This window comes from Microcoleus sp. B4-C2 (assembly GCF_036705265.1).
In the GTDB taxonomy this organism is placed as follows: Bacteria; Cyanobacteriota; Cyanobacteriia; order Cyanobacteriales; family Microcoleaceae; genus Microcoleus.
On record NZ_JAUBUB010000050.1, the window covers coordinates 18,754 to 40,914 of the forward strand.

Consider the following 22,161-nt stretch of genomic DNA (forward strand, 5'->3'; position numbering starts at 1 on the left):
GAATGACTGATTTAATAATGGTACGGATTGTGATATAGACAGTAGGGCGCGCATTCCTCCCCTTACAAAGGCTAGGGATTGTAATATCGAAAAACCCGGTTGTGTTTTACAAGCCGGGTTTTTTGGGGATTAATCGCGTTTCAAACTTACTTGGTTTGAGCGTTAAATTCTTGCAATGTCTGATAGCCGCCAGCCGGATCGTATAGGTGACAGTTGTCGGCAATCCGCTTCATTAAAGACCAAGAAAATTCTGTTTCGTAGAGATGATCTTGCCAATTTTCCTTTAAGCTGCTGTGGGCGAGGCGCAAATTGTACCAGGGAATAGCAGTTGAAAGGTGGTGGGGAACGTGCACGTTAATGTCGTGGCACAGAAACTCTACCCAGCGGGGATAATCGCAGTGAACTGTTCCCGATAGTTGCGCTTGGGCTTCGTTCCATTCTTCGGGTTCTTTAAATGAAATGTCTGGTGCTGTGTGGTGAACGATCGTAAAAGTGCTCATCCAGAAATGGTAAACCAGCCAGGGCATCAACCAAAATTTGACAAATCCCCAAATGCCTGTGGTTGCAATTAAAATCGGAAATCCGATCGCAGCACCGATTAAAACGACAAAAACTGAAAACCGCACTTGCTCTTGTTTCTGTTGGCCTTTGAAGCGCCACCACATAAAGTGCACTTTTGCCCAGTGGGCGATCGAGCCGATCCACCACATCCGACCGAATATTAAACTATAAGCTATTTGTAAAGCCTTGGGAGCAGCAGCGTAGTCTTCTGCTGTCATGGGTTGCCAAGCATTATCTTCGCCAATTTTGTTGGTGTGCTTGTGGTGGTAATTGTGCCCATGCCGCCATGCGTGAAACGGAAAAATTAACGGCAAAAATGCGAGATGTCCGACTAAATCGTTAACCCAGCGGCGGTTAGCAAATGACCGGTGCCCGCAGTCGTGGCCGATCACAAAAAAACCGGTTAATCCGGTGCCTGTGAAAATCCACATCAGGGGCAGTAGATACCAAGGCGATACTGCTAAGCCCAAGTAACCGACAGCAACTAGCAAAACGTTGACGATTACTTTTGTCCAAGCTTTGCGGGGGTTTTTGACGAATACTTCCCGCGGCAGGGTTTTGAGAATATCTTTGAGGCGCAGGTTGGAGGTGTCACTTGCGGATGTCAAATTTAGTGGTTTTTCGATCGATGCTGTCATAAATTGATTTCGATTCTCCGTATGCCATGACGATGGCTTAACAAATTAGCGCAATAAAAAAGCGCAGTAAAATGTCAGCTCGTTGCCAGCTTGTGGCAGACGAGTTGAGCAGTAGGCAAGCGCGTTTTAGCAAATGCTAGCGATCGCTATCCGCAGTTAGGAATTTCAGGCACTTTGGGCAAAAAATACTGCGGGTAGCAAAACCTTTGTTTTTATAACACAGGGGCAGCACAGTTAGCATTAGCGACTGTTGTCTGCTAATTGCTGTTGCTGCCAGAAATGGGGTCTAGAGCCGGCAAGCCAGCGATCGAGCGTTGCTGTTTGAGGCTTTGCACTTCCAGCAGCAAGGATTCGATTTCTGCTTGCAAGTGCAGGAACTTAACTTGCTGATCTGCTTGGTAGGGGCACTTTACCAAATCTACTTTGCGGGCAAAAGTGGTCGATAGGGTAGAAGAACTAGCCATTTCGGGGTTGCTCGCGGCGACTTGAGGCCGGGAAAGAGTGGATGAATTATTTGACATTAGTAATTGAGTAGACATATCTACACATTCACACCATTAAGTTACTTTAACCTGAACCGATCGTATTAAACATCAAATTAACCGATCGAGCTAAAATTAGTGTAAATTCTTTGGCCATTGCCTAAAACCATTGACATCGTGACCCTGATCCTACCTGCTACTGACTCTGCTGCTAACTCCGCTGCCCGCGCCGCCGAACCCAAACGCTACGGCTGGCCCGGCTTGATCGAAGCTTATCGCCCCTACCTGCCGGTGACAGAAACCACGCCGGTAGTCACTCTCCAAGAGGGCAATACTCCCCTGATTCCAGCACCTGCGATCGCCTCTCTCATCGGTAGAGACGTGCGCGTCTTGGTGAAATACGACGGCCTCAACCCCACTGGTAGTTTCAAAGACCGGGGGATGACAATGGCGATTTCCAAGGCGAAGGAAGCTGGTGCGGAGGCAGTAATTTGCGCCAGTACCGGCAATACTTCGGCCTCCGCCGCCGCCTACGCCCGACGCGGGGGGATGCGAGCTTTCGTGTTGATTCCCGAAGGTTACGTGGCTTTGGGCAAGCTGGCGCAAGCTTTGCTTTACGGTGCAGAAGTAATTTCGATTGGCGGAAATTTCGATCGAGCTTTAGAAATTGTCCGCGAAATGGCTGTTAACTACCCCGTGACATTGGTCAACTCCGTCAATCCTTACCGCTTGGAAGGTCAGAAAACCGGAGCTTTTGAAGTGGTGGACGCTTTAGGCGACGCCCCCGACTGGCTGTGCATTCCGGTGGGAAATGCGGGAAACATCACAGCATACTGGATGGGTTTTTGTCAATACCACCAAGCCAAAAAATGTTCGCGCTTGCCGCAGATGATGGGATTTCAAGCCGCCGGGGCTGCGCCGTTGGTAACTGGCTCACCGGTATCGCACCCAGAAACCCTGGCGACGGCGATTCGGATCGGCAACCCCGCTAGCTGGAAACAGGCGATCGCAGCTTCCGAAGCCAGCCGCGGCAGTTTTGCCGCAGTCACCGACGCCGAAATTCTCGACGCTTACCGTTTGTTAGCATCACAGGAAGGAATTTTCTGCGAACCGGCGAGTGCAGCTTCTGTGGCCGGTTTGCTAAAGGTAAAAGACCAAGTTCCGACTGGGGCGACCGTAGTTTGCGTGCTAACTGGTAACGGTTTGAAAGACCCCGATACCGCAATTAATCACAGCAACAATCAATTTAAAAGCGGCATTGCTCCGACTTTGGATGCAGTAGCTGGGGCGATGGGATTTTAGAAGAAGGAAGAAGGAACAGGGAAGAAGGAAGAAGGAAGATAGACACAGGCAAGATGCCTGTTCCACTCTTAGTTAAAATCTCTTGTGGGGAGTAGGGGTTGGGCATCTTGCCCCCCCGTAAGCCCATCGAAACAGGCAAGATGCCTGTTCCACTCTTAGTTAAAATCTTTTGTGGGGAGTAGGGGTTGGGCATCTTGCCCGCCCCTAAACCCATCGAAACAGGCAAGATGCCTGTTCCACTTTTAGTTAACATCTCTTGTGGGGAGTAGGGGTTGGGCATCTTGCCCGCCCCTAAACGCGACATCCTATATTTTCGCCTGAGATCTCCATGCACCCCAAAAATAGGGATGAGATCACAATTTATGCTCGGAGTTAGTATCAATAAACTCCTTTGAAATAACTTTTTTTTCAATAAACTCAGCGAGACAGTTTTGTTATTATATTATGACCAAACCTACTGCAACCCTGTTAATTGCCTGTCCCGATCGCAAAGGACTCGTCGCCTTACTTGCCAATTTTATCGCCTCCCACAACGGCAATATCATTCACGCCGATCACCATACAGATTTTACCGCCGGATTATTTCTGAGCCGACTCGAATGGCAATTAGATGATTTTGACTTAACCACCGAACAAATAACACCTGCTTTTAGTGAAATTGCCAAGGACTTACAAGCCAACTGGCAATTGCATTTCTCTCATAAAATTCGACGCATCGCAATCTGGGTAAGCCGTCAAGATCACTGTTTATTAGACTTGATTTGGCGACAGCGAGCGCAAGAAATTAAAGGTGAAATCCCCCTGATAATCAGCAACCATGAAAATTTAAAGCCCATTGCCGCACAATACGGTATTGACTTTGAGTATATTCCCATTACTAAAGACAATAAAGCTATTCAAGAAGCACAACAGTTAGAACTTCTTAAAAAATATAAGATTGATTTAGTAGTTTTGGCTAAATATATGCAAATTTTGAGTCAAGACTTTATCATAAAATTTCCCAATGTGATTAATATTCACCATTCATTTTTACCCGCGTTTGTGGGTGCAAATCCCTACGAAAGGGCTTATGAAAGAGGGGTAAAAATTATCGGTGCAACAGCCCACTATGTTACACCCGATTTAGATGCTGGCCCGATTATCGAACAAGATGTTGTGCGCGTCAGTCACCGCGATGAAGTCTCTGATTTGATTCGCAAAGGTAAAGATTTAGAAAGGGTTGTGTTAGCAAGAGCGGTGCGATATCATTTACAAAATCGTGTTTTAGTTTACGGCAATCGGACTGTGGTTTTTGCTTGAAAATTAGGCATCATATCAATCCTGGTTTGTTACTCCTTTGATCGAGCGGCGAGTGATATCAATTCCGGTGTGCGATCGCAGTGTAGCGACTCCCAAAGTTTTCTCAACTTGATATTTTTCATGAATTGTGACGCGGTTAAGATTGTCCGTTGTCCTCAAGTTGCGATCGCCCTTGAGTCAATTTTCGCAAAGAGCGGCGCATACGACGAGGTTTCGGAACTTTACTTTTGCCCGCGGGCCATCCTTCACGCTGCTGGGAGCGATCGCCATCCGTCTCTTCGCTTTGATCGTGCAACAAGATGTTCCGCGTGGGATAAGGCAAATCGAGGCCGTTTTCCACATATAGCTTTTTTTTAATAGCACAAATTACCTTGTCGCGCGATCGCAAATCGTCAATTCGGCGCGGCGGAGCAATCCACCACCGAACGCGGATATTGACGGTACTTTCTGTTAACTCCATCGCCAGCACATCGGGTGCAGGAGCTTTCAAAACCTCCTTCAGGCTGTACACTGCTTCCAGGATTAACTGCTTGGCGTGGTCAATATCGTCGCCGTAACCAATACTAATATCGTATTCCATGCGGCGTTTATCGAAAGCAGTATTCACTGTCACCGTATTCGTAAACAATTCGGCATTAGGAATGACAATCCGCCGACCATCATAGGTTTCGATTGTTGTAGCGCGCGTCTCAATATTTTCTACCGTTCCCTCAAAGTTTTTAAACACAATTTGGTCATCGATTCGGAACGGTTCCGTCAACAGAATTAGGATACCGGCTAAGAAGTTTTGCAAGATATCGCGAAAGGCAAAACCAATCGCCACCCCGCTAATTCCCAGCAGTTGCACCAAATCGCCAGCTTTCAATGTGGGAATTACAATCGAAAGAGAAATAAATAGACCAACTAGAACGATCAGACTCTGGGCTAACCGTCCTAACACCAGCCCCAAATTTCGAGCTTGGTGGTGCTTGCGGGTAACTCGCCTGACCACTCTCTTAATTTGCCTACCCACAAAGTAAAAAATTGCAAAGACAATTAACGCCAGCACAATATTAGGCAACATGATCAGAAAGCCGTCGATCATGCTCTGAATCTTTTTCCAGACTAGGGATATCTCTGCCCTCATGAAGTTTCCTCGCGCATCAGTCGTTGTCGATAGTAGTAAAATTTAGCTCGATTAAGTTCTATCTAAAGACTGTAGGTTGGTACAACGCGAGGAAGATTTTTTGGCAGTCCTCAAAATTTTGAATGCGGATTATAGGTTGAGATATAGTACAGTTACATCGATTAGTAGATTATCCGTAGATGCGGAATAATATCAACTCAGCCCTTCATCGGAATTATTCATCTCTCTTCCCTTCCTCTGTATCCTCTGCGTCCTCTGTGGTTTAATCATTCCGATATAACCGGAATTGAATATCATAAAGAGGCTGAGAAATTAATGCCGCTTAATTGCAGGAAAAGCAAAAACAACACATCGGTAACTAAATCCCACCTGCTAAGGGGACTCGCCATGCCGACAATTCCTGAATTTTTAACTCCTAATTCCCAAAGGGCGGTAAATCGAGTAACTGATTTTTAGAAGGTGGAAGTTGGGCGGTATTTTTGCCTGGGGCGGAAGTTTGACGTATTTCCAGAGCAGTTTCGCCAGGATTTGCAGTGCGAGTAGGTACTATTTCTAAAGAATATACTGTCTCGGTTTTTGCAGGGGCAGGATTTTGGGCTTTCGTGAGCAAGTCAACGGCATCTCCGAGGGCGCTAGTTAAATTTTTGCTAGTTTCGGCGTGACGGGCTTCTTCTTGTTTGAGGGCTTGAGTGAGTTGTTTAACTTGTTCGATCGCCCGATCGCGCTCTTCGAGAACTTCTGCTAACTTAGCTTTAAGTTCGCCTACTGTTTGCAGTTGTTCGACTTCCTGCTGGCGAGCAACTCCAGCATCGTCGCCTTCGGGCACAATGGGGGAAAAATTTTGTAATTGCTGTATTTGTGCTTCCAGAGAAGCGATGCTTTGCTGAGTTAATTTAGCATCATTCCGCCGCTGCTCGGCTTCAGTATTGTAGAGTTGGCGCCACTGAGCGGCACTTTCACCAGCCTCATCGCGATCGCGCGAAACTTCTGTTAACTGCTGTTGCAGCCGCTTGATTTCATCTAACCACTGTCTGACATCCTGAGCCATAATATTGATTTTAGATTTTAGATTTTAGATTTTAGATTGGGGAATTGGGAATTGGCAATTGCGAGTTGATAATGGCTTAATTAATTAACGACTTGTGTACCTCATCTTTCTCCCCGTTGCCTGTGCGCTATGAACATTTTTTACTGGTTGCGCTACCTGATTTTAGCTTTGTTTAAGGCGCTTTTAAGGCTGCTGAGAGCTCTCAAACGGAAATTTGGTGGTTTTTGGCTGTTTTGTCGGTGTTTGACTTGGGGTACGCTCAAGGAAGTCGGCGCGAAGGCGGGAGAACAGCGCTTGCCTGGGCTGTCTGCGGAAATGGCCTACAATTCTATGCTGGCGCTGTTTCCGGGGCTGTTGGCGATCTTATCTGCGATCGCCCTCTTTGAACCTTTGCAGTCAACACTGTATCAAATCGCCCGTCTTTTGGGCGAAGTTATACCCGATGACGTGCGGAAGTTGATTGGCGGCTTAATCAAAGAAATTCTGTTAACTCGCAGTAAAGGGCTGTTTTCGGTGAGCTTTCTTGGGGCGATTTGGGCATTTTCTGGAGTAATGAGCGCGGCGATGGCTGCACTCGATCGCATCCATGACATCCCGAGCGATCGAACTCGACCCTTTTGGAAAGCAAAACTTATTTCTCTGGCCCTGAGTATCGGTACAATTGTGCTGTTAATTCTAGCATCGGGAGTAGTCTTTGTCAGCGACTTAATTGTACAAGCTATTGCCCGCCAGAGTTGCCTGCTGGAGTCCGTCGCCACTTGCAATTTAAAAAATGTCCAAAATTGCCTGCTACTCGCCAGCACTTGCCCTTTGGAGTCGCAACTGTTAGGTGTTTGGCGGTTGTGGCGGTGGCCGATTTCTTTGGGAATTATATCACTGGCTTTTGCTTTTGTTTACCGCTACGGGCCTAGCCGCCGTCAACCAGATATTCCTATTTTGTCGGGAGCTGTTTTTGCTGCTATTTTGTGGGCGCTATTTTCAGCTTTATTTCGGTTTTATGTTTTGCACTTGGGCAATTACAGTTGGACTTACGGCACGATCGGAACTTTTATTGTGTTGCTGCTGTGGCTCGATCTTTCTTCTTTGGTGATGCTGATCGGCGCTCAGTTAAATGTAACAGTGGGAAAGGCTATCAAACAATCAAAATTAAAATAATTTGTTAAGTTTTAATTGTTAATTGTTAATTGTTAATTTTTATTTGCCGGATGCTGGCTTACCGACGGAGTAAAGTGCTGAGAATACCCGCAACAAAAGACAACAAAATCAGTATCCAAATTACACCACCGGGAATGAATGTCAAGAGGCCAACACCTCTGAGAATCCAAACTAGGAGGGTGAGGCCCAGGATAGTCAAAAAGATACGGGTAGATAGTCGCATTTGAAATCTAGGAGAATTAGTCATGTTGAATGTTAAAGTTTTGTCTGGATCAATGATAGCTGTTTTATTGGCGATCGGCAGTTACCTCACCTTAATTTCCGAGCCCGGTTCCGCTGTTGCGCTTGGGGGTGCAAATAAGCTGGGGGAAATGGCAAATGCTGCTCAAAAAACACCTTCTGCAAGTTTAACAATTTCCGATCGCACAATTGGAGCGGCGAAGGTGGGGATGACTTTCGGACAATTGAAAAAGGCTCTGGGTTCCACGGCGCAGTTTAAGGTAGAGTCTCCTTTTATGGTAGACTTTGATGCTGTGGCAGTTAGCCGATCGGGAAAAGTGCAATATCGGATTATCTACGCTGCTGGTACAAAGCTAAAAGATACCGATGTCATTGAACTTTTGATGACTGAGAATTCTAATTATAAAACAGTTCAGGGCGTCGGGCCAGGAATGACTCTGAAACAAGCTGAGGCAATTTACGGCAAGGCTACTTTATCTTATAACGTGGATAATGAAATGAGAGAAGGGGTTGTATTTGCCAAGCAACCCACGAGAAACATTATGTTTGTTCCCAAGGCTGAAGGCAAACAATTTGGGGGAGTTTATGGCGCTGGTAAAGGGGGATTTTTTCAGACTAATAAGTATCACCCGAATGCTGTAATTAAGTCTGTGATGGTGCGAAAGTAGCCTTCACATCATTCCCAGAAACCGGGTTTCTTCCGAGATATCTCGCCACCCTACCTAAATCATCCGAGAAACCCGGTTTCTTAGCCTAAAATTAAGGATTACCTGTAGTTAGTTCCAAATACTCTTCATTGTCAAGATAATCTCTGATATTTTCCAGTATTTGCGTCAAATACTCTACGACTTCTTCCTTCATTTCTAATAGTTGCTTAATTGTCTTATCTCGCCCAACTTCCTCAAAAGACTTAATGCCGTGCGCTAAGTCATTTCTATTACTTTTAATCACTACAAGATTTTGCCCGTTTTTTGTCTTAGCAAAGTCTGTTTGATATGAAAAACCGTATTTGTCTGCTATTTCTTTAATTAACCTAGCATCCACATTCCCCGAAAACAGTTCTTCACGTTCAAATGTAGCTGTGATGATATCAGTAGAGAGTTGATTAATTGTTAAATAAATTTTCTTAGGAGAACGATTTTTAAGATTTTGGAGGACGATCAGTTTAATTTCAGGTTGGAGTTGGTCAAAGGAGATGGATTTATTTTTAAACTCCTCAAATATGGCTTCAATCGCATTTCGCATAGTGGATTCAACTAAATTATACAGCAACAAAAAAGCATTAGCTTTGAGAGTTTTTGCTAACTCTGGATCGAGGCTTTGAATTTGGTATTTGCCACGAGTATCGAATAAAGCTAACTTCGTTGTCTGTTTTTCCAAGCTTTCCAAAAAAATGAAGTAATCGTTCACCTCTTTGGCGCGTGTATTAAAGTCTAAAAATACAGTATTCATGAGTGTGACATGGCAGTTAATTGCGGAAATATTCAATACGCGCCACTACATTTATTAAACTGGTTGCCTCGGGTTTTGTACAGTAGGTAAAATGAATTTACATTGCCATTAAAAGGATTGTATCCGTTCAAATAAATCTCTTCGGACTTCCTCATTCGCAGCTTCAGTTAATTGGATAGTCCGAACTGTCTTTCGGTTGAAGTTCCTCTGGCGAGGCATGAGTAAATCACTAAACTTAAATCCATTTAACTGCTCTATTTTTTGGAGTCCAATTAAGGTTAATTCGTTGTTAACAAATCTAGTTAGGGTAAGAATGCGTTGTGCACCGTATACGATCTCTAAACGTGGTTCATCATTTTCATCATGGCCGATATCAACAACGAATATAGAAGGTATTGGCAGCCCCCAAATTACCGATTCGATAAACTTTGATTGCCTTGCTTCATCCCAAACAAGTTCGCGTTGGTAGTCGGGAATAAACAACTTATTAGTATCATCGTTAATTCCTTCCATATATTTTTGAACAAGTATTTCGAGGGGATAGTCTCTCGTATCGTAATTAATTTGCTTCTGCTTGTCGCGAATTTCCATTTCAGCAGCATTTCTGTCTTGAAGCGTAATTTCTTCGAGTTTCGATCGCATATTTTTAAGTAACGAGAAAGTGTTGTGGATACGATAATTTTACCACAGCCCAAGGTTGATAAATTCCTGTTCGGAGAATTTTAGTCTTGAGGCCACCCCAGTGTAAATTCTGATTTGGCTGAGAGGGTACGGACGATCGCACTTATCAAAAAAAGTGCGTGAAGCGAAGCTATCCCGTAGGGAATCGCCCATGTTTAATTAACTGAAACCGCCGCGAAAATTACCATTTATAACGCGCTGGTGACGGGATTGGAAGGGCGGCCCAACGCCGATAAACGGTGACTGTCCCCACTGGAATCGAACACAACCTCAAACTTAACGTGAGGTATAGTTTGTCGCAAAAACTGAAAATGCCCGTCTGCATCTGAACGACTGCGGAAGCGGGCAACAATTATCCATTGCTCAGAGGGTAACAAACGGGCGATCGCCCAACAGCACAAGCGTTCTTTGTACGTCATAATAGAATCCGTCTCCAGTGAATTGTTGGAGCCAGAGCCAGCCCGGAACCTTCCACAGTAAGGGGCTGGCTTTTGACTGTTTACAGGTCGTATTATAACACATAATGACGTACAATGAGTTAAAATAACTCAAAATGAAATATTTTTATCGGTCTTAACTCAAAACAGCGTAAGATGGACTGTGTTGAGATGTTTTGCAGTGCAACGAATGGCTTCACGGGGAAGAGTTACCGCATACCTACCAGAGGAAATTCAAAAAGCTCTGGAAGAATGGGCAGAAGAAGAAAGCAGATCCGTTAGCAGTTTGACAACTTACCTGCTGACGAAATCTGTTAGAGAGCGCCAAGAGCAGAAAAAGGACGAATCCCGGAGCGATCGCCCGAGTTGAAGACGGCGCGATACTGAAAGGTGTTGGAGTGTAAGATTGAAGACAATTGAAGTAAAACCATGCCAGCCCATGCCTTCACGAATGCGAGTCACAGTTACACTTCCAGAAGACGTTCATCAAGCCTTGTCCGAATGGGCCGAAGAGGAAGATAGAACGCTCGCAAACCTGCTTTCCCATGTGGCAGCTAAATCTGTTCGAGAACGTCAAGAACAGAAAAAAGATAAATCAGAAAGCGATCGCCCTTAAGAACGATCGCCCGCAATCCCATCCGCGTTCATCCGCAGTAAAAAAAAGAACCATCGCCTCAAAAAAATAAGGTGGGCCGCAGCCCACCCTACTCCTATTATTTCGCAGTCACCAACTGTGCCGGCAGCCGCTTAAACGCCAACCTTTCATTCTCGATATCCACAAAAATGGTATCGCCGTCAGCAAAATCTCCCCGCAAAATGCCCTTCGCCATTTGCGTTTCCAACTCGCGTTGAATTCCCCGCTTCAGAGGCCGCGCACCGTAAACCGGATCGTAACCAATTTCTGCTAAGAAGTCGATCGCAGATTCCGACAATTTCAGAGACATTTTGCGATCGGCTAACCGTTTTTCCAAGCGCTTAACTTGCAACAGCACAATCTGCCGCAGTTCCGCCTTACTCAAACCGTGGAAGATAATCATCTCATCAATCCGGTTCAAGAATTCCGGGCGGAAAGTTCCCCGCATGGCTTCCATCACCCGACTCCGCATTTGTTCGTTATCTCCCGCCACATCTAAGATGTATTGAGAGCCGACATTCGATGTCATAATAATCACAGAATTCTTAAAGTCTACCGTGTGACCTTGAGCATCGGTAACGCGGCCGTCATCCAGAATTTGCAGCATGATGTTGAAGACATCCGGGTGCGCTTTCTCGATTTCATCGAATAGAATCACTGAGTAAGGACGGCGGCGCACAGCCTCAGTTAATTGTCCACCTTCATCGTAGCCAACGTATCCCGGAGGCGCACCAATTAACCGCGAAACTGCGTGTTTCTCCATGTATTCCGACATATCAATTCGCACGATCGCTTCTTCCGTGTCGAACAGATAAGACGCTAATGCTTTAGCTAATTCGGTTTTGCCAACACCCGTGGGGCCGAGGAAGATAAAACTCGCAACCGGACGATTGGGATCGGCTAAACCTGCGCGCGATCGCTGAATTGCATCTGCAACCGCAGTCACCGCTTCATCCTGTCCAATTACCCGCTTGTGCAGTTCATCTTCCAAGTGCAGAAGTTTCTGCATTTCCGATTCAACTAACTTGCTGATCGGAATTCCCGTCCACTTGGAAATAATCTCGGCAATGTCACCTTCGGTAACTTCTTCCCGCAGCAAACTTTTACCTGTGGTTTGAGTTGCTGACAGTTGAGATTCTGCTTCTTGCAGTTGTTTTTGCAATTCGGTTAACTTGCTATATTTCAACTCAGCCGCGCGGTTCAGATCATATTTTAATTCAGCTTGCTGAATTTCAATATTCACCTTATCAATCTGTTCTTTAATCTTCTGAATATTGCCGATGACACCTTTTTCCGATTGCCACTGGGCATTCAAAGCGCTTTGCTGTTCCTTGAGGTTTGCTAAGTCTTTTTCCAGTCTTTCCAAACGGTAGACCGATGCAATATTGCTTTCTTTTTGCAGCGACAGTCTTTCCATTTCTAGCTGCAAAACCTTGCGATCAATTTCATCGAGTTCTTCCGGCTTGGAAGTAATCTCCATTTTGAGTTTAGCGGCTGCTTCGTCAACTAAGTCAATGGCTTTGTCTGGAAGGAAGCGATCGCTAATATATCGAGTAGACAAAGTAGCCGCCGCCACTAACGCATTGTCGGAAATTTTTACCCCGTGGTGCACTTCGTACCGTTCTTTCAAACCCCGCAAAATCGAGATAGTATCTTCAACTGTCGGTTGGTCAACATAAACTTGTTGAAAACGGCGTTCTAGTGCCGCATCTTTTTCGAGGTACTTGCGGTATTCGTCGAGAGTTGTAGCGCCTATACAGCGCAATTCTCCCCTCGCTAACATCGGTTTAAGTAAGTTGCCGGCATCCATCGAGCCTTGAGTTGCACCCGCACCGACAACGGTGTGAATTTCATCGATAAATAAGATGACTTTGCCGTTGCTGTCGGTAACTTCTTTGAGCACCGCTTTCAAGCGTTCTTCAAATTCTCCCCGGAATTTTGCCCCGGCAATTAATGCGCCCATATCTAAGCTAATTAATTGTCTGTCTTTGAGAGATTGCGGCACATCTCCGGTGATAATTCGCTGGGCGAGTCCTTCGGCGATCGCAGTTTTACCTACTCCCGGTTCCCCAATTAGTACGGGGTTGTTTTTGGTGCGACGGCTCAAAATTTGAATCGTGCGGCGGATTTCGTCATCCCGTCCGATTACCGGATCGAGTTTGCCTTGACGCGCGGCTTCAGTCAAATCTCGGCCGTATTTTTCCAGCGCTTCGTATTTGCCTTCTGGATTTTGATCGGTCACTTTGTTCTTCCCCCGGACTTGGGTAATGATATCTTTGAGCTTGGCTTCATCTAGTTTAAATTCTTGTAGTAAATTTTTGCCAAAGCGATCGTCGTTAACGTAACCTAGTATCAAATGCTCGATCGATATAAATTCATCGCCGTACTCTTTTCGGTAAGTTTCGGCGCGATCGAGCAAAGTGTCGAGAGAACGACCTAGATAAACGTTGCCGCCGCTTCCAGTAATTTTCGGCTGACGACTGATAAACTCGTCAGTGCGATCGCGCAATTTTGCTACGGAAACTCCCGCTTTGTTAAATAAGCTGCTAGCAAGTCCCGATTCTTGTTCCAGCAAAGCTTTCATCAAATGTTCGCTTTCTAGCTGCTGCTGCTGACCTGCTTTGACGATTTCGGGGGTGCGCGCGAGGGCTTCCCAGGCTTTTTCTGTAAATTGGTTTGGATTATTCGGTTGCATAAATTTTAATTCCCTGAATTAAAAATGATGATTGCTGTAGAGGCAATTGCTCGATCGCCCGTACAATTGTCATTGTAGGGAGTTGCAGAGGGGGGGCGGATCGGTGTTCCCCTATCTTGAGATAGGTATTTCCGTCCTTGGTTGCAGTCCCTCGCAAGGAAAAGCAAACTTTTGCGCCTAAAAGTTGGACTCTTGGATAAGACTGAGATGTTGCACCATTGTCAATAAGCTTTTTATGAACAGGCAAGATGCCTGTTCCACAAAGAGTGAATTTTCTTCTTGTGGAACAGGCATCTTGCCTGTTCTTGAGAATAGTGCAAGATGTGAGATAAGACCAGCTTTCACATTAAAAATGCTTTCTAGTGCCACTTGAAAAAACGGCACATTCTTAAACAGTCTCCTGCTACGGAAAATGCAGAAACACTCATGTAAATAGGAGAGAGGACTTGAGAACCGTCACAGTCCTATAGCGAAACCCGAAGCGTTATTGTTTTACTCATCAATAACAGCCGCTATAACTCTCACACATGGAAAAGATAGCTATGAAAATTTTACCTTTAATTTCGTTAGGAATTATAGCAAGTGCCGCGATCGCACTAGCCCCTGAAGCTTTGGCAAGTACCTGGCGTGCCGCACACCGGATGTCTGGTTTTTCCGCCGACAGCAATTACTACTTGTATCTAGAAAGTTCCAGAGATACTGGAGCGGGAATTCCCAAAGCAGAATTGCAAATTGTCCAAGTTGCTGCAAATTCCTGCATCAGAAATGGGTGTATCGAAACTAAATATGGCGAACCAGACTCCAATAAAAGCACTAAAATGGCAGAAGATGACTTGCTTAAAAAAACTTGGAATAGCAGGCAAACTTTGAAGTTAACTCCTCCTCACGCTGGAACTAAACTGAACATTATTTCTCGTACTCCCGGAGCTAATGGAAGCGAGACAGTCGCCGTCAGAGTCAATACAGCAAAGCCTTTACAAATTCGCCTAGAACAGCGGCAAAAAAATGCTTCTGCTGGCAGAGAAAGCGCCGCCATGCGTCTTGTAATTAATCATAACGGTCGGCAGCGTGTCCTCGGATCGCTAAACAATTTTCAAGATTGGGTGTTCTCTTATTCAATCCGAGAAGTTCGTTTGTCTCCGAATCGGCGCAATGTCGTTGTGCTGCTGGACAAGACAGAACGCACTTTTGAAGGAGTCTTGAAAACTACTGTTGTACAAGGCTTTGTTCTTTAGGCTTGCTATATTCCCAGGTCAAAACCTGGGAATTATCAGGACTTACGCAGAACCCCTATCTGTAAGGTGCACACGGCGCACCTACAGATAGAGTCTGTGCGTTAGTCCGGGTTGTTAATTATTCTTTATTGTGATAATTGATATATCAATACATTTTAAAATTTTCCTCTTCCTTCCTCCCTCTTTCTTTTTCCTGGAATATCTGCCTCCTGACTATTGACGAATGCTCGAATAATTAATCCGTATATCCGTGTCAAAATCCATATCTTGCCTCACCGAAAGCATCCAGGATACAAGCCCCCGAATTTATCCGTGGGCTCAATGCTTCAATTCTAAAATCTAAAATCTAAAATCTAAAATCTAAAATCGATTGACTTCATGCCTGCATCACAACCCGTTCCGGGAGACTGACAATAAAAGTAGAACCTTTCCCGTCCTCGCTTTCAACGCTAATTTCGCCGCCGAGAATTTGACACAAACGCTGGCTAATTGTCAATCCCAAACCCGTCCCTCCATACTTGCGGGTAGTCGAAGCATCAGCTTGGGTAAAAGGTTTAAATATCTGCTCTAATTGCTCGTTTGTCATGCCGATGCCGGTGTCGCTGACTCGAAACATTAAAACTTGAGAAGTGTAGTTTGAACCAGAGTGAATATCATTATTTTTATTTTGTTTGGTCGGTCTTGATTTTTCTATTTTCATTCTTTCGACGCCGATAGTAATGACGCCTTTTTCGGTAAACTTGGCAGCATTGCTGAGCAAATTAAGGAGAATTTGCCGCACTTTCGGTTGGTCGGCGTACATTGTACCGAGTTCGCCTTTGGTTTTCAGTGCTAAAGAATTGCCTTTTTTTTCTACTAGCGGTTGAGCAGTAGTCATCACTTCTTCAATCATGGTCGCCACGTCGAAGTTTTCCAAATAAAGCGTGACGTGACCTGCTTCTATTTTGGAAATGTCGAGGATGTCGCTAATCATATCCAGCAGGTGTTTGCCTGCGGTTTGAATTTTTTCTAAGTCCGGGAGAAAGTCTTCTGAACCGGAATCTTGAGCATCTTCTTGCAGCATTTCGCTGTAGTTAATGATGGCGTTGAGGGGGGTGCGTAGTTCGTGGCTCATGTTGGCGAGAAATGCACTTTTCGAGCGGTTGGCAGCTTCGGCGGCTACTTTTGCTTCGTGCAATTCTTCTGTGTATTCTGCTACTCTTTGGATTAGTTCGTTGAGGGAAATTGCTAGCATTCCCACTTCGTCGGAAGTAGTGACGGGTACTTGCAAATCAAAGTTAGATTCTTCTGTCACTCGCTGAGCGATGAGGGTTGTGGCTTCTAAGGAGCGAGCGATCGCCCCGCTGGTGTATGCTGCTAGAATTGCTGCGATCGCACCTGATATCAAGAGAGAGCCTACGAGAATGAGAGTTCCGAGTTTTTCGGCATTTTCGTAGGTTCTCAATGCCTCGTCTGCTTTCTCGCGAAAGTTGACGGCCAGTTGGGCTGAATCCTCGGAAAACTGTTTGAGTTTCAAAGCAGTTTCGCCGGCCACAAAATTGTTCAAGTTCCGCCCGAAAGCCTGCTGCTGTTGCGGATTCAAAGCAGATAATTTCCCAGTAGCCAACAATTTTTGTACTTGTTGAAAGTATGATTCTACGGTTTTGCCGTTGGCTTGAGCGAACTGTTGAAGCTGTTGGTAGTCTTTGGCAACATCGGGATTCTTCGTCGGCGGTAGAGTTTGCAGTTGTTCGAGGATGCCGCTCATCTGAGCAACGCGAGTCAGGAATTCCGATCGTTCGCGATCGAAAATTTGCGGTTTGGCCGTCAGACTCGCGAGCTCTTGCTGCTGAATTCTGACTTCCTGCACCGTGTGATTGAGATTTGTTAAGATTTCCGCTTTGTCTCGGTCGATCGCTAGTTTTTCTCTAACTTGCTGTTTGTGATAGGATTCTACTCCCCGTCCCGCCACAGCACCCAAAACGGCAATACCAATGACCAATGCGTATCCGCAGCCGATTTTCTGCCTGATACCCAAGCGGCCCAACAGACTTTTCAACCCTATTTGAGGACGGTTCTGCAGTTGATTTTTCAAAGCTAAGGTTAAAGACATGGGCAATGTACTCGTCACCTTTGAGAGGCACCATCTATATTCTAATTGATGCCTGTCTGAGGGTAAATAAAGTTCTGGCTTCAAGCCAGCTTTCGGCAGTTATGGGGTCTTTGCAGGGTTCCACAGCTCGATCGGCTTGACAGTTTGGATGAGTTATGCGTAACAAATTATAGCAGAAGGAAGAAGAAAGAAGGAAGAAACAATCAAAGGGAGGGTTTGAGTGATTAAGAACCTACTCACCGTCGGGCGTGGTTGCGAGATAAGTTGCGAGTTATAAGTTGCAAGTTATGAGTTAGATTTCTGATTAAAAACTCTACTCTCCTGGCAACCTACAACTCTATCCTTGTTCCCCTACTGGCAAAGTCGAAATTGTGCTATCTCAGCAGGAATTCTTGAAGCATTAGGTACGCTAGCACTTGCTGGAACGAAGATTCCCAGGCCGTAACTGCAACCCTCTGCCGTCGTGCATTCCCCAGGCTTAGCACTGATTTGATATTCGCCTTGGGATGGGGGAGTAAAAGAGATTGACGCCAGTTCGCCTGTTTTTTGACTCACAGCGACTTCCTGACCGCTTGCATCCTTGAGAGATAAGTTTAAATCCTGGCAATTTCCGTCGCAAGTGGCCACAAAAACATACTCCACATTAGGATGCAGCGTGGCTCTAAAAGGAGATGAAACTTGCTTGCGAACTTGGCCCAGCAACGGCACAAATACTAATTTTTGACCGTTGCCTTTCCGCTGATCAAATTCAGTTTTCAAGCGACAAACAACCGTTTTTTGGTCGTCCGTCAGTCCTTGAGCAATAGCATTTCCTACGATTGTAGTACCGAGGAGCAGGGCCATGCCGGAAATAACCAGATGTTTGATATTCATTGATGTCCGGTAAAGTTAATTTTGGGTGATTGCAATAGACCGCTTTTGTCAGCAGTCTATTAGTTTATCTGGAGCCTATCACATTTGTTGGGGAATTGGGAATTGGGCATAGGGCATAGGGCATGGAGAATTGGGCGTGGGGCATGGGGCATGGAGAACTGGTAACAGTTAACAGTCAACTGTCAACCACCAATAACCAATAACCAATGACTAAATCATTTCTTGCGAAAATCCCACGCGGGAACAAACTTAGAATCTCCCCAAACGCCGCGGCGATTTTTCTTAGCTTCGGCTTCCGCTTGTTCCAGAATACTTGCACTCGGACAGTTTTTCAAGTAAGGACGGTAAACCATTGCTAATCCTTCGCGGATCAAAACTTCTTGGGCAAATGTACCATTTTGCAAGCGAACTTCGCTAACTTTGCGGCCGTAGCGGTCAGTATCGGTGACGGTCAAAACAACGCGACCGCCCCCTTGATTGACAAGCTGCTGCATTCTTTGGTGCGCTAGATTTCCCCACTTAAACTGATTTTTCTTTGCGGCAGCTTTGCTATTTTTCTCAGCATTTGTGTGGGCGACTTCCGGTGCATCTATGCAGGCAAAACGCACTTTTATATCTTTCCCGGCGGCATCGCTGGCGACAAGGGTGTCGCCGTCGCTGACTCGCTTGACAGCATAGTTATTCGGTGCAAACTTTTGCGGACAACCAAATAGTAGCAATAGCATAGCAACTGCACTTAAGGTTTTTATTTTGGGGAAAATGGCGATTTTAAGTTGGCTCATATTTCTGTGTTTTATTTAGTTTCCATCCAATTTTGCCCAGCGTGGATGTCAACTATCAGCGGTACCATACCGGGCGCATTTTCCATCGCACTTGTATTTTTCGGCAGAGCATTTTCCATCGCACTTATAATTGTCGGAGCACTTTCCATCGCACTTCTAATTTTTGGTTGCAATTCTTCCCATTCATCGGGAGGGACTTCAAAGATTAATTCATCGTGAACTTGCAGCAGCAGCCGCGCCTGATAGTTTTGCAAAATTTTGTGTACCTCAATCATGGCAAGTTTAATGATATCAGCACTAGAGCCTTGAATGGGAGCGTTGGCTGCCGCCCGCAAAGATTGGGCGTCATCTCTGCTGAGAGATTTAAGTTCGTTTGAGCGAATGTCTTCGGGATTGCTGCCTTGTAAGCGGCGGAGGCTGCCATTTTTGTCGAAGTTTAGATAGCGGCGGCGGCCTAGAATTGTGGTAACATAGCCGAGGGCGATCGCATCTTTTTTTACTTTCTCCAAATATTCAAAAACTTTACTGTAACGCTCGTTAAATCGCTTAATAAACTCTTTGCCGTCTGCTGCGCTTTTACCCATCGATTTGCCAAACTTAATCGCCCCCATACCGTAAACTACCCCAAAATTAATCGTTTTGCCAAACCTGCGCTCGTCGGGAGTTATTTCTTCCTTTTCAAACAACAGTTGAGCCGTCACGGTATGCACATCTCGGTTATTTTGGTAAGCTTCAATTAACACAGGTTCTTGACTCAAATGAGCCAAAATTCGCAGTTCAATTTGAGAATAGTCAGCCGACACCATCAGCCAACCTGCTTCCGGTACAAAAGCCTTGCGAATTTGCTTAGAAAATTCCGTACCGATTGGAATATTCTGCAAATTAGGATTAGAAGAAGACAGACGACCTGTGTCTGTAACAGTTTGATTGAAATCAGTATGCAATCGCTGAGTATCGGGACGCACCCGCTTCGGTATAGCATCTACATAGGTAGAGTAAAGCTTTTGCAGGGTACGGTAATCTAAGATAGCATCGACAACCTGATGGTCTCCTTGCAAATTTTCTAGGAAGCCAGCATTGGTGGAGTAGAAGCCTGTCGCAGTTTTACTAGACTTTTTGGTGTTTAGCTTGAGTATGTCAAACAGAAGTTCACTCAACTGGGATGGTGAGTTCAACTTTAAAAGTTCACTGGGTGCTGTGTTGTAAACTTTCTGTTTAATCTCAGCTAAATCCAGGTTATTTTTTGGCAAGACTTTCTTGAGATAAGGCTTTAAAATTGCACTGGGCACGGTCTCGTAAACTTTCTGAGGAACCGTGCCTAAAGTTGGTTCGATATGTTCGATTTTTTCGGCGAGATAAGCATTGAAATCCTCAAGAGGTATGGCGTTATAAATTTCCTGCTCAATTGCTGCTAATCGCGGTTCCATTTCATTGGATAGTTCTTTAAGATATCCTGTGTCTATGCGAACCCCCTGATATTCCATTTCAGCTAAAACTGGTTCTAAAGGCTGTTCTACTTCCAGCAGTAACCCGCGCAAAGTTTTTCCGGGAAAGCTAGCTTCATCAGCTTTATCTAATTCGGTGCTAAGTTTATTTACTAACCCAAATGTGGTGTGAACATCCATGCCGCAGTAGTCGGCTACTTTTACAATACTGATGTCAGCAATTGTTTTGTTTTTCGGCACTAATTCATTGTAACTTTTGGCGACAATGCCTAAGTATTTTCTTGACAATTCGCTGAGACTGTGGCTATTTTCGGGATTGAGTACGTAACTAGCTAGCATGGTGTCGAAGACGACTCCTGCTAGTTTAATTCCTTGACAACGCAGGATCGATCGATCGAACTTAGCATTTTGCAGCGCTTTCGGATAATTCTCGCTTTCCAAAATCGGACGCAAAGCATTTAAAACTGTGGCTTTGTCCAAGTTTTTGCCCGTTTTGTGTCCCGTGGGAATGTAAGCGAGATCCTCTTCGCCGGTTCCCCAACAGCAGCCAATTCCGACTAATTCGGCGTCTCGCGGTTCGAGGGCGGTGGTTTCGGTATCCCACGCCACGGGTGAGGTTTTGTCGGTGTAGGTTTGCAGCAGTTTGACTAATTCGTTTAACTGTTCGGTTGTTTGAATTATTCGGGGTTTAATGGGTAATTTGTTTTCCTGCTGGGCGGCTAGGGTTTCTGCCAAACTGTAGAAAGCTAATGCTTCATCTTCGGAGGAATTGATTGTGAGTTGGGCATCTTGCCCGCCCTGTTCCAATGGCTTTTCTACACCCTCCAATGGCTTTTCTACACCCTCCAATGGCTGTTCTAGGGTGTTTTCCGACGAGGCAGAGCCTCTGGATATGCGTTCCCTGGCAGAGCCGGGGAACGAGGATTCTTCTTGTGGTTTTTCCTTCTCTTCAACGCCACCAAAACGCTTTTGAATTTGTTTAACTTTGTTTAAAAATGTCTTAAATTCCAATTTTTCCAGCATGGGAATCAATGCTGATTCGTCAAAACCTATAAGCTTGCAATCTTCTAAGTTGATTTCTAATGGCACGTCTTGGACAATTGTCGCCATGCGTTGAGAATGATAAGCAGCTTCTTTGCCTTCTTCTAGCTTTTTCTTAGTTGCGCCTTTAATCTCGTCTATCGCAGCATAAATTCCATCCAGGGAATTGTAAGCTTCCAGCAATTGCAAGGCGGTTTTGTCACCGATGCCTTTTACTCCGGGGATGTTGTCGGATTTGTCGCCGCAGAGGGATTTGTAATCTATTACTTGTTCGGGCAAAATACCGAGTTTGGCTTTGACTTCTTCCGGGCCGTATTCTTGGGATTTGCCTTTGCCCGATCGCCTGAGTTCATCTGTACTCAAATACAATACGCTGATTTGTTTGTCGGTTTCTACTAATTGAAACAAATCTCGATCGCCCGTGAGGATTTTGACCTGATAACCCGCCGCGCTGGCTTTGTTTGCCAAAGTTCCCAAAACATCGTCTGCCTCGTAGCCGGGAGCAGTTATTGCAGGTAAATTCAAATAGCTGAGGAGTTCTTGCAGGTTTTTGATATCGGGGATGAAATCTTCGGGAGTTTCCGCACGACCGGCTTTGTAAGTTTCGTCTGCTTCGTGGCGAAATGTGGGCGTGGCGAGGTCAAAGGCGATCGCCATGTACTGGGGGTCGTGGGCCGCCATTACTTCCAGCAGCGACTTGAGAAAGCCAAAACAGACGCTGGTGGGAATGCCTGTCGTCGTTCGCAAGCCTCCGTCTCGACTTTTGGCGAAGGCGAAGTAGGAGCGAAAGGCCAGGGAGTGACCGTCAACTAAGATGAAGATGGGAGCTTGATTTTCCGACACTGACACAAATACCGATCGCACGAAAGTATTTTCTCATTGTAGCCAGTTGTCCGCCTGCATCGATCAACCCTAAGAATGGCCCGCAGACTTGAGGACGCTT

At 45.4% G+C, this 22,161-nt stretch carries 19 protein-coding genes; 7 read left to right on the forward strand and 12 right to left on the reverse strand.

Features of this window, described 5'->3' with window-relative positions; translation table 11 throughout:
- Positions 1 to 146: 146 nt before the first annotated feature.
- Positions 147 to 1,199 carry a fatty acid desaturase gene (locus QUB20_RS15940; protein ID WP_333247986.1) on the reverse strand — a complete coding sequence of 351 codons (1,053 nt, stop codon included), beginning with the start codon at positions 1,197 to 1,199 and terminating at the stop codon, positions 147 to 149.
- Between the two features lie 257 nt (positions 1,200 to 1,456).
- The gene (locus QUB20_RS15945) at positions 1,457 to 1,663 is read right to left on the reverse strand and encodes a hypothetical protein (protein WP_333291480.1); all 207 of its coding nucleotides are present in this window, start codon (positions 1,661 to 1,663) and stop codon (positions 1,457 to 1,459) included.
- 195 nt (positions 1,664 to 1,858) lie between these two features.
- Here QUB20_RS15945 and thrC point away from each other — a divergent pair, with 195 nt between their 5' ends.
- Together thrC and purU are read left to right on the forward strand one after the other, a co-directional pair.
- Entirely contained in the window at positions 1,859 to 2,983 is a 1,125-nt protein-coding gene (gene thrC, locus QUB20_RS15950) for a threonine synthase (protein WP_333204358.1), read from the forward strand.
- 444 nt (positions 2,984 to 3,427) lie between these two features.
- Positions 3,428 to 4,282: a formyltetrahydrofolate deformylase gene (gene purU / locus QUB20_RS15955; protein ID WP_333247990.1), complete on the forward strand. Its 855-nt coding sequence runs from the start codon at positions 3,428 to 3,430 to the stop codon at positions 4,280 to 4,282.
- A 136-nt stretch (positions 4,283 to 4,418) separates the two neighbouring features.
- Here purU and QUB20_RS15960 read toward each other — a convergent pair whose 3' ends face one another.
- Both QUB20_RS15960 and QUB20_RS15965 read right to left on the reverse strand, forming a co-directional pair.
- The gene (locus QUB20_RS15960) at positions 4,419 to 5,408 is read right to left on the reverse strand and encodes a mechanosensitive ion channel family protein (RefSeq protein WP_333247992.1); all 990 of its coding nucleotides are present in this window, start codon (positions 5,406 to 5,408) and stop codon (positions 4,419 to 4,421) included.
- Positions 5,409 to 5,823: 415 nt separating this feature from the next.
- Positions 5,824 to 6,456 (reverse strand): hypothetical protein, encoded by a 633-nt coding sequence (locus QUB20_RS15965; RefSeq protein ID WP_333247995.1) that lies wholly within the window; start codon positions 6,454 to 6,456, stop codon positions 5,824 to 5,826.
- 129 nt (positions 6,457 to 6,585) lie between these two features.
- Between QUB20_RS15965 and QUB20_RS15970 the strand changes: the two genes are divergently transcribed.
- A complete protein-coding gene (locus QUB20_RS15970; protein ID WP_333247997.1) occupies positions 6,586 to 7,611 on the forward strand; it encodes a YihY/virulence factor BrkB family protein in 1,026 nt (341 codons plus the stop codon).
- Positions 7,612 to 7,856: 245 nt separating this feature from the next.
- Positions 7,857 to 8,519 carry a hypothetical protein gene (locus QUB20_RS15975; RefSeq protein WP_333291482.1) on the forward strand — a complete coding sequence of 221 codons (663 nt, stop codon included), beginning with the start codon at positions 7,857 to 7,859 and terminating at the stop codon, positions 8,517 to 8,519.
- Positions 8,520 to 8,610: 91 nt separating this feature from the next.
- Here QUB20_RS15975 and QUB20_RS15980 read toward each other — a convergent pair whose 3' ends face one another.
- From QUB20_RS15980 to QUB20_RS15990, 3 genes are all read right to left on the reverse strand, one after another.
- Complete coding sequence (locus QUB20_RS15980) at positions 8,611 to 9,303, reverse strand: MAE_28990/MAE_18760 family HEPN-like nuclease (RefSeq protein WP_333246644.1); 693 nt, start codon at positions 9,301 to 9,303, stop codon at positions 8,611 to 8,613.
- 108 nt (positions 9,304 to 9,411) lie between these two features.
- Positions 9,412 to 9,945 (reverse strand): DUF262 domain-containing protein, encoded by a 534-nt coding sequence (locus tag QUB20_RS15985; protein WP_333246646.1) that lies wholly within the window; start codon positions 9,943 to 9,945, stop codon positions 9,412 to 9,414.
- Between the two features lie 227 nt (positions 9,946 to 10,172).
- Positions 10,173 to 10,403, reverse strand: a complete 231-nt coding sequence (locus QUB20_RS15990; RefSeq protein WP_333248003.1) for a hypothetical protein — start codon at positions 10,401 to 10,403, stop codon at positions 10,173 to 10,175.
- A 208-nt stretch (positions 10,404 to 10,611) separates the two neighbouring features.
- On the opposite strand from QUB20_RS15990, the gene QUB20_RS15995 reads away from it, so the two are divergent.
- Positions 10,612 to 10,791 (forward strand): ribbon-helix-helix domain-containing protein, encoded by a 180-nt coding sequence (locus QUB20_RS15995; RefSeq protein WP_193973468.1) that lies wholly within the window; start codon positions 10,612 to 10,614, stop codon positions 10,789 to 10,791.
- A 69-nt stretch (positions 10,792 to 10,860) separates the two neighbouring features.
- Complete coding sequence (locus QUB20_RS16000; RefSeq protein ID WP_333248005.1) at positions 10,861 to 11,037, forward strand: ribbon-helix-helix domain-containing protein; 177 nt, start codon at positions 10,861 to 10,863, stop codon at positions 11,035 to 11,037.
- A gap of 97 nt (positions 11,038 to 11,134) precedes the next feature.
- On the opposite strand, the gene clpB is transcribed toward QUB20_RS16000, so the two are convergent.
- On the reverse strand, positions 11,135 to 13,750 hold the full coding sequence (clpB, locus tag QUB20_RS16005) for an ATP-dependent chaperone ClpB (RefSeq protein ID WP_333248007.1): 2,616 nt from the start codon (positions 13,748 to 13,750) through the stop codon (positions 11,135 to 11,137).
- 542 nt (positions 13,751 to 14,292) lie between these two features.
- Here clpB and QUB20_RS16010 point away from each other — a divergent pair.
- Positions 14,293 to 14,985, forward strand: coding sequence for a DUF2259 domain-containing protein (locus QUB20_RS16010; RefSeq protein WP_333248009.1), 693 nt, complete (start codon positions 14,293 to 14,295; stop codon positions 14,983 to 14,985).
- 376 nt (positions 14,986 to 15,361) lie between these two features.
- Here QUB20_RS16010 and QUB20_RS16015 read toward each other — a convergent pair whose 3' ends face one another.
- The 4 genes from QUB20_RS16015 to QUB20_RS16030 all read right to left on the reverse strand — a co-directional run bounded on the left by QUB20_RS16015 (position 15,362) and on the right by QUB20_RS16030 (position 22,082).
- The gene (locus QUB20_RS16015; RefSeq protein WP_333248011.1) at positions 15,362 to 17,077 is read right to left on the reverse strand and encodes an ATP-binding protein; all 1,716 of its coding nucleotides are present in this window, start codon (positions 17,075 to 17,077) and stop codon (positions 15,362 to 15,364) included.
- A gap of 351 nt (positions 17,078 to 17,428) precedes the next feature.
- Positions 17,429 to 17,950: a hypothetical protein gene (locus tag QUB20_RS16020; protein ID WP_333052775.1), complete on the reverse strand. Its 522-nt coding sequence runs from the start codon at positions 17,948 to 17,950 to the stop codon at positions 17,429 to 17,431.
- A gap of 215 nt (positions 17,951 to 18,165) precedes the next feature.
- Positions 18,166 to 18,732 (reverse strand): thermonuclease family protein, encoded by a 567-nt coding sequence (locus QUB20_RS16025; protein ID WP_333248013.1) that lies wholly within the window; start codon positions 18,730 to 18,732, stop codon positions 18,166 to 18,168.
- 11 nt (positions 18,733 to 18,743) lie between these two features.
- Positions 18,744 to 22,082, reverse strand: a complete 3,339-nt coding sequence (locus tag QUB20_RS16030) for a DNA polymerase I (RefSeq protein WP_333248015.1) — start codon at positions 22,080 to 22,082, stop codon at positions 18,744 to 18,746.
- Positions 22,083 to 22,161 lie beyond the last annotated feature (79 nt).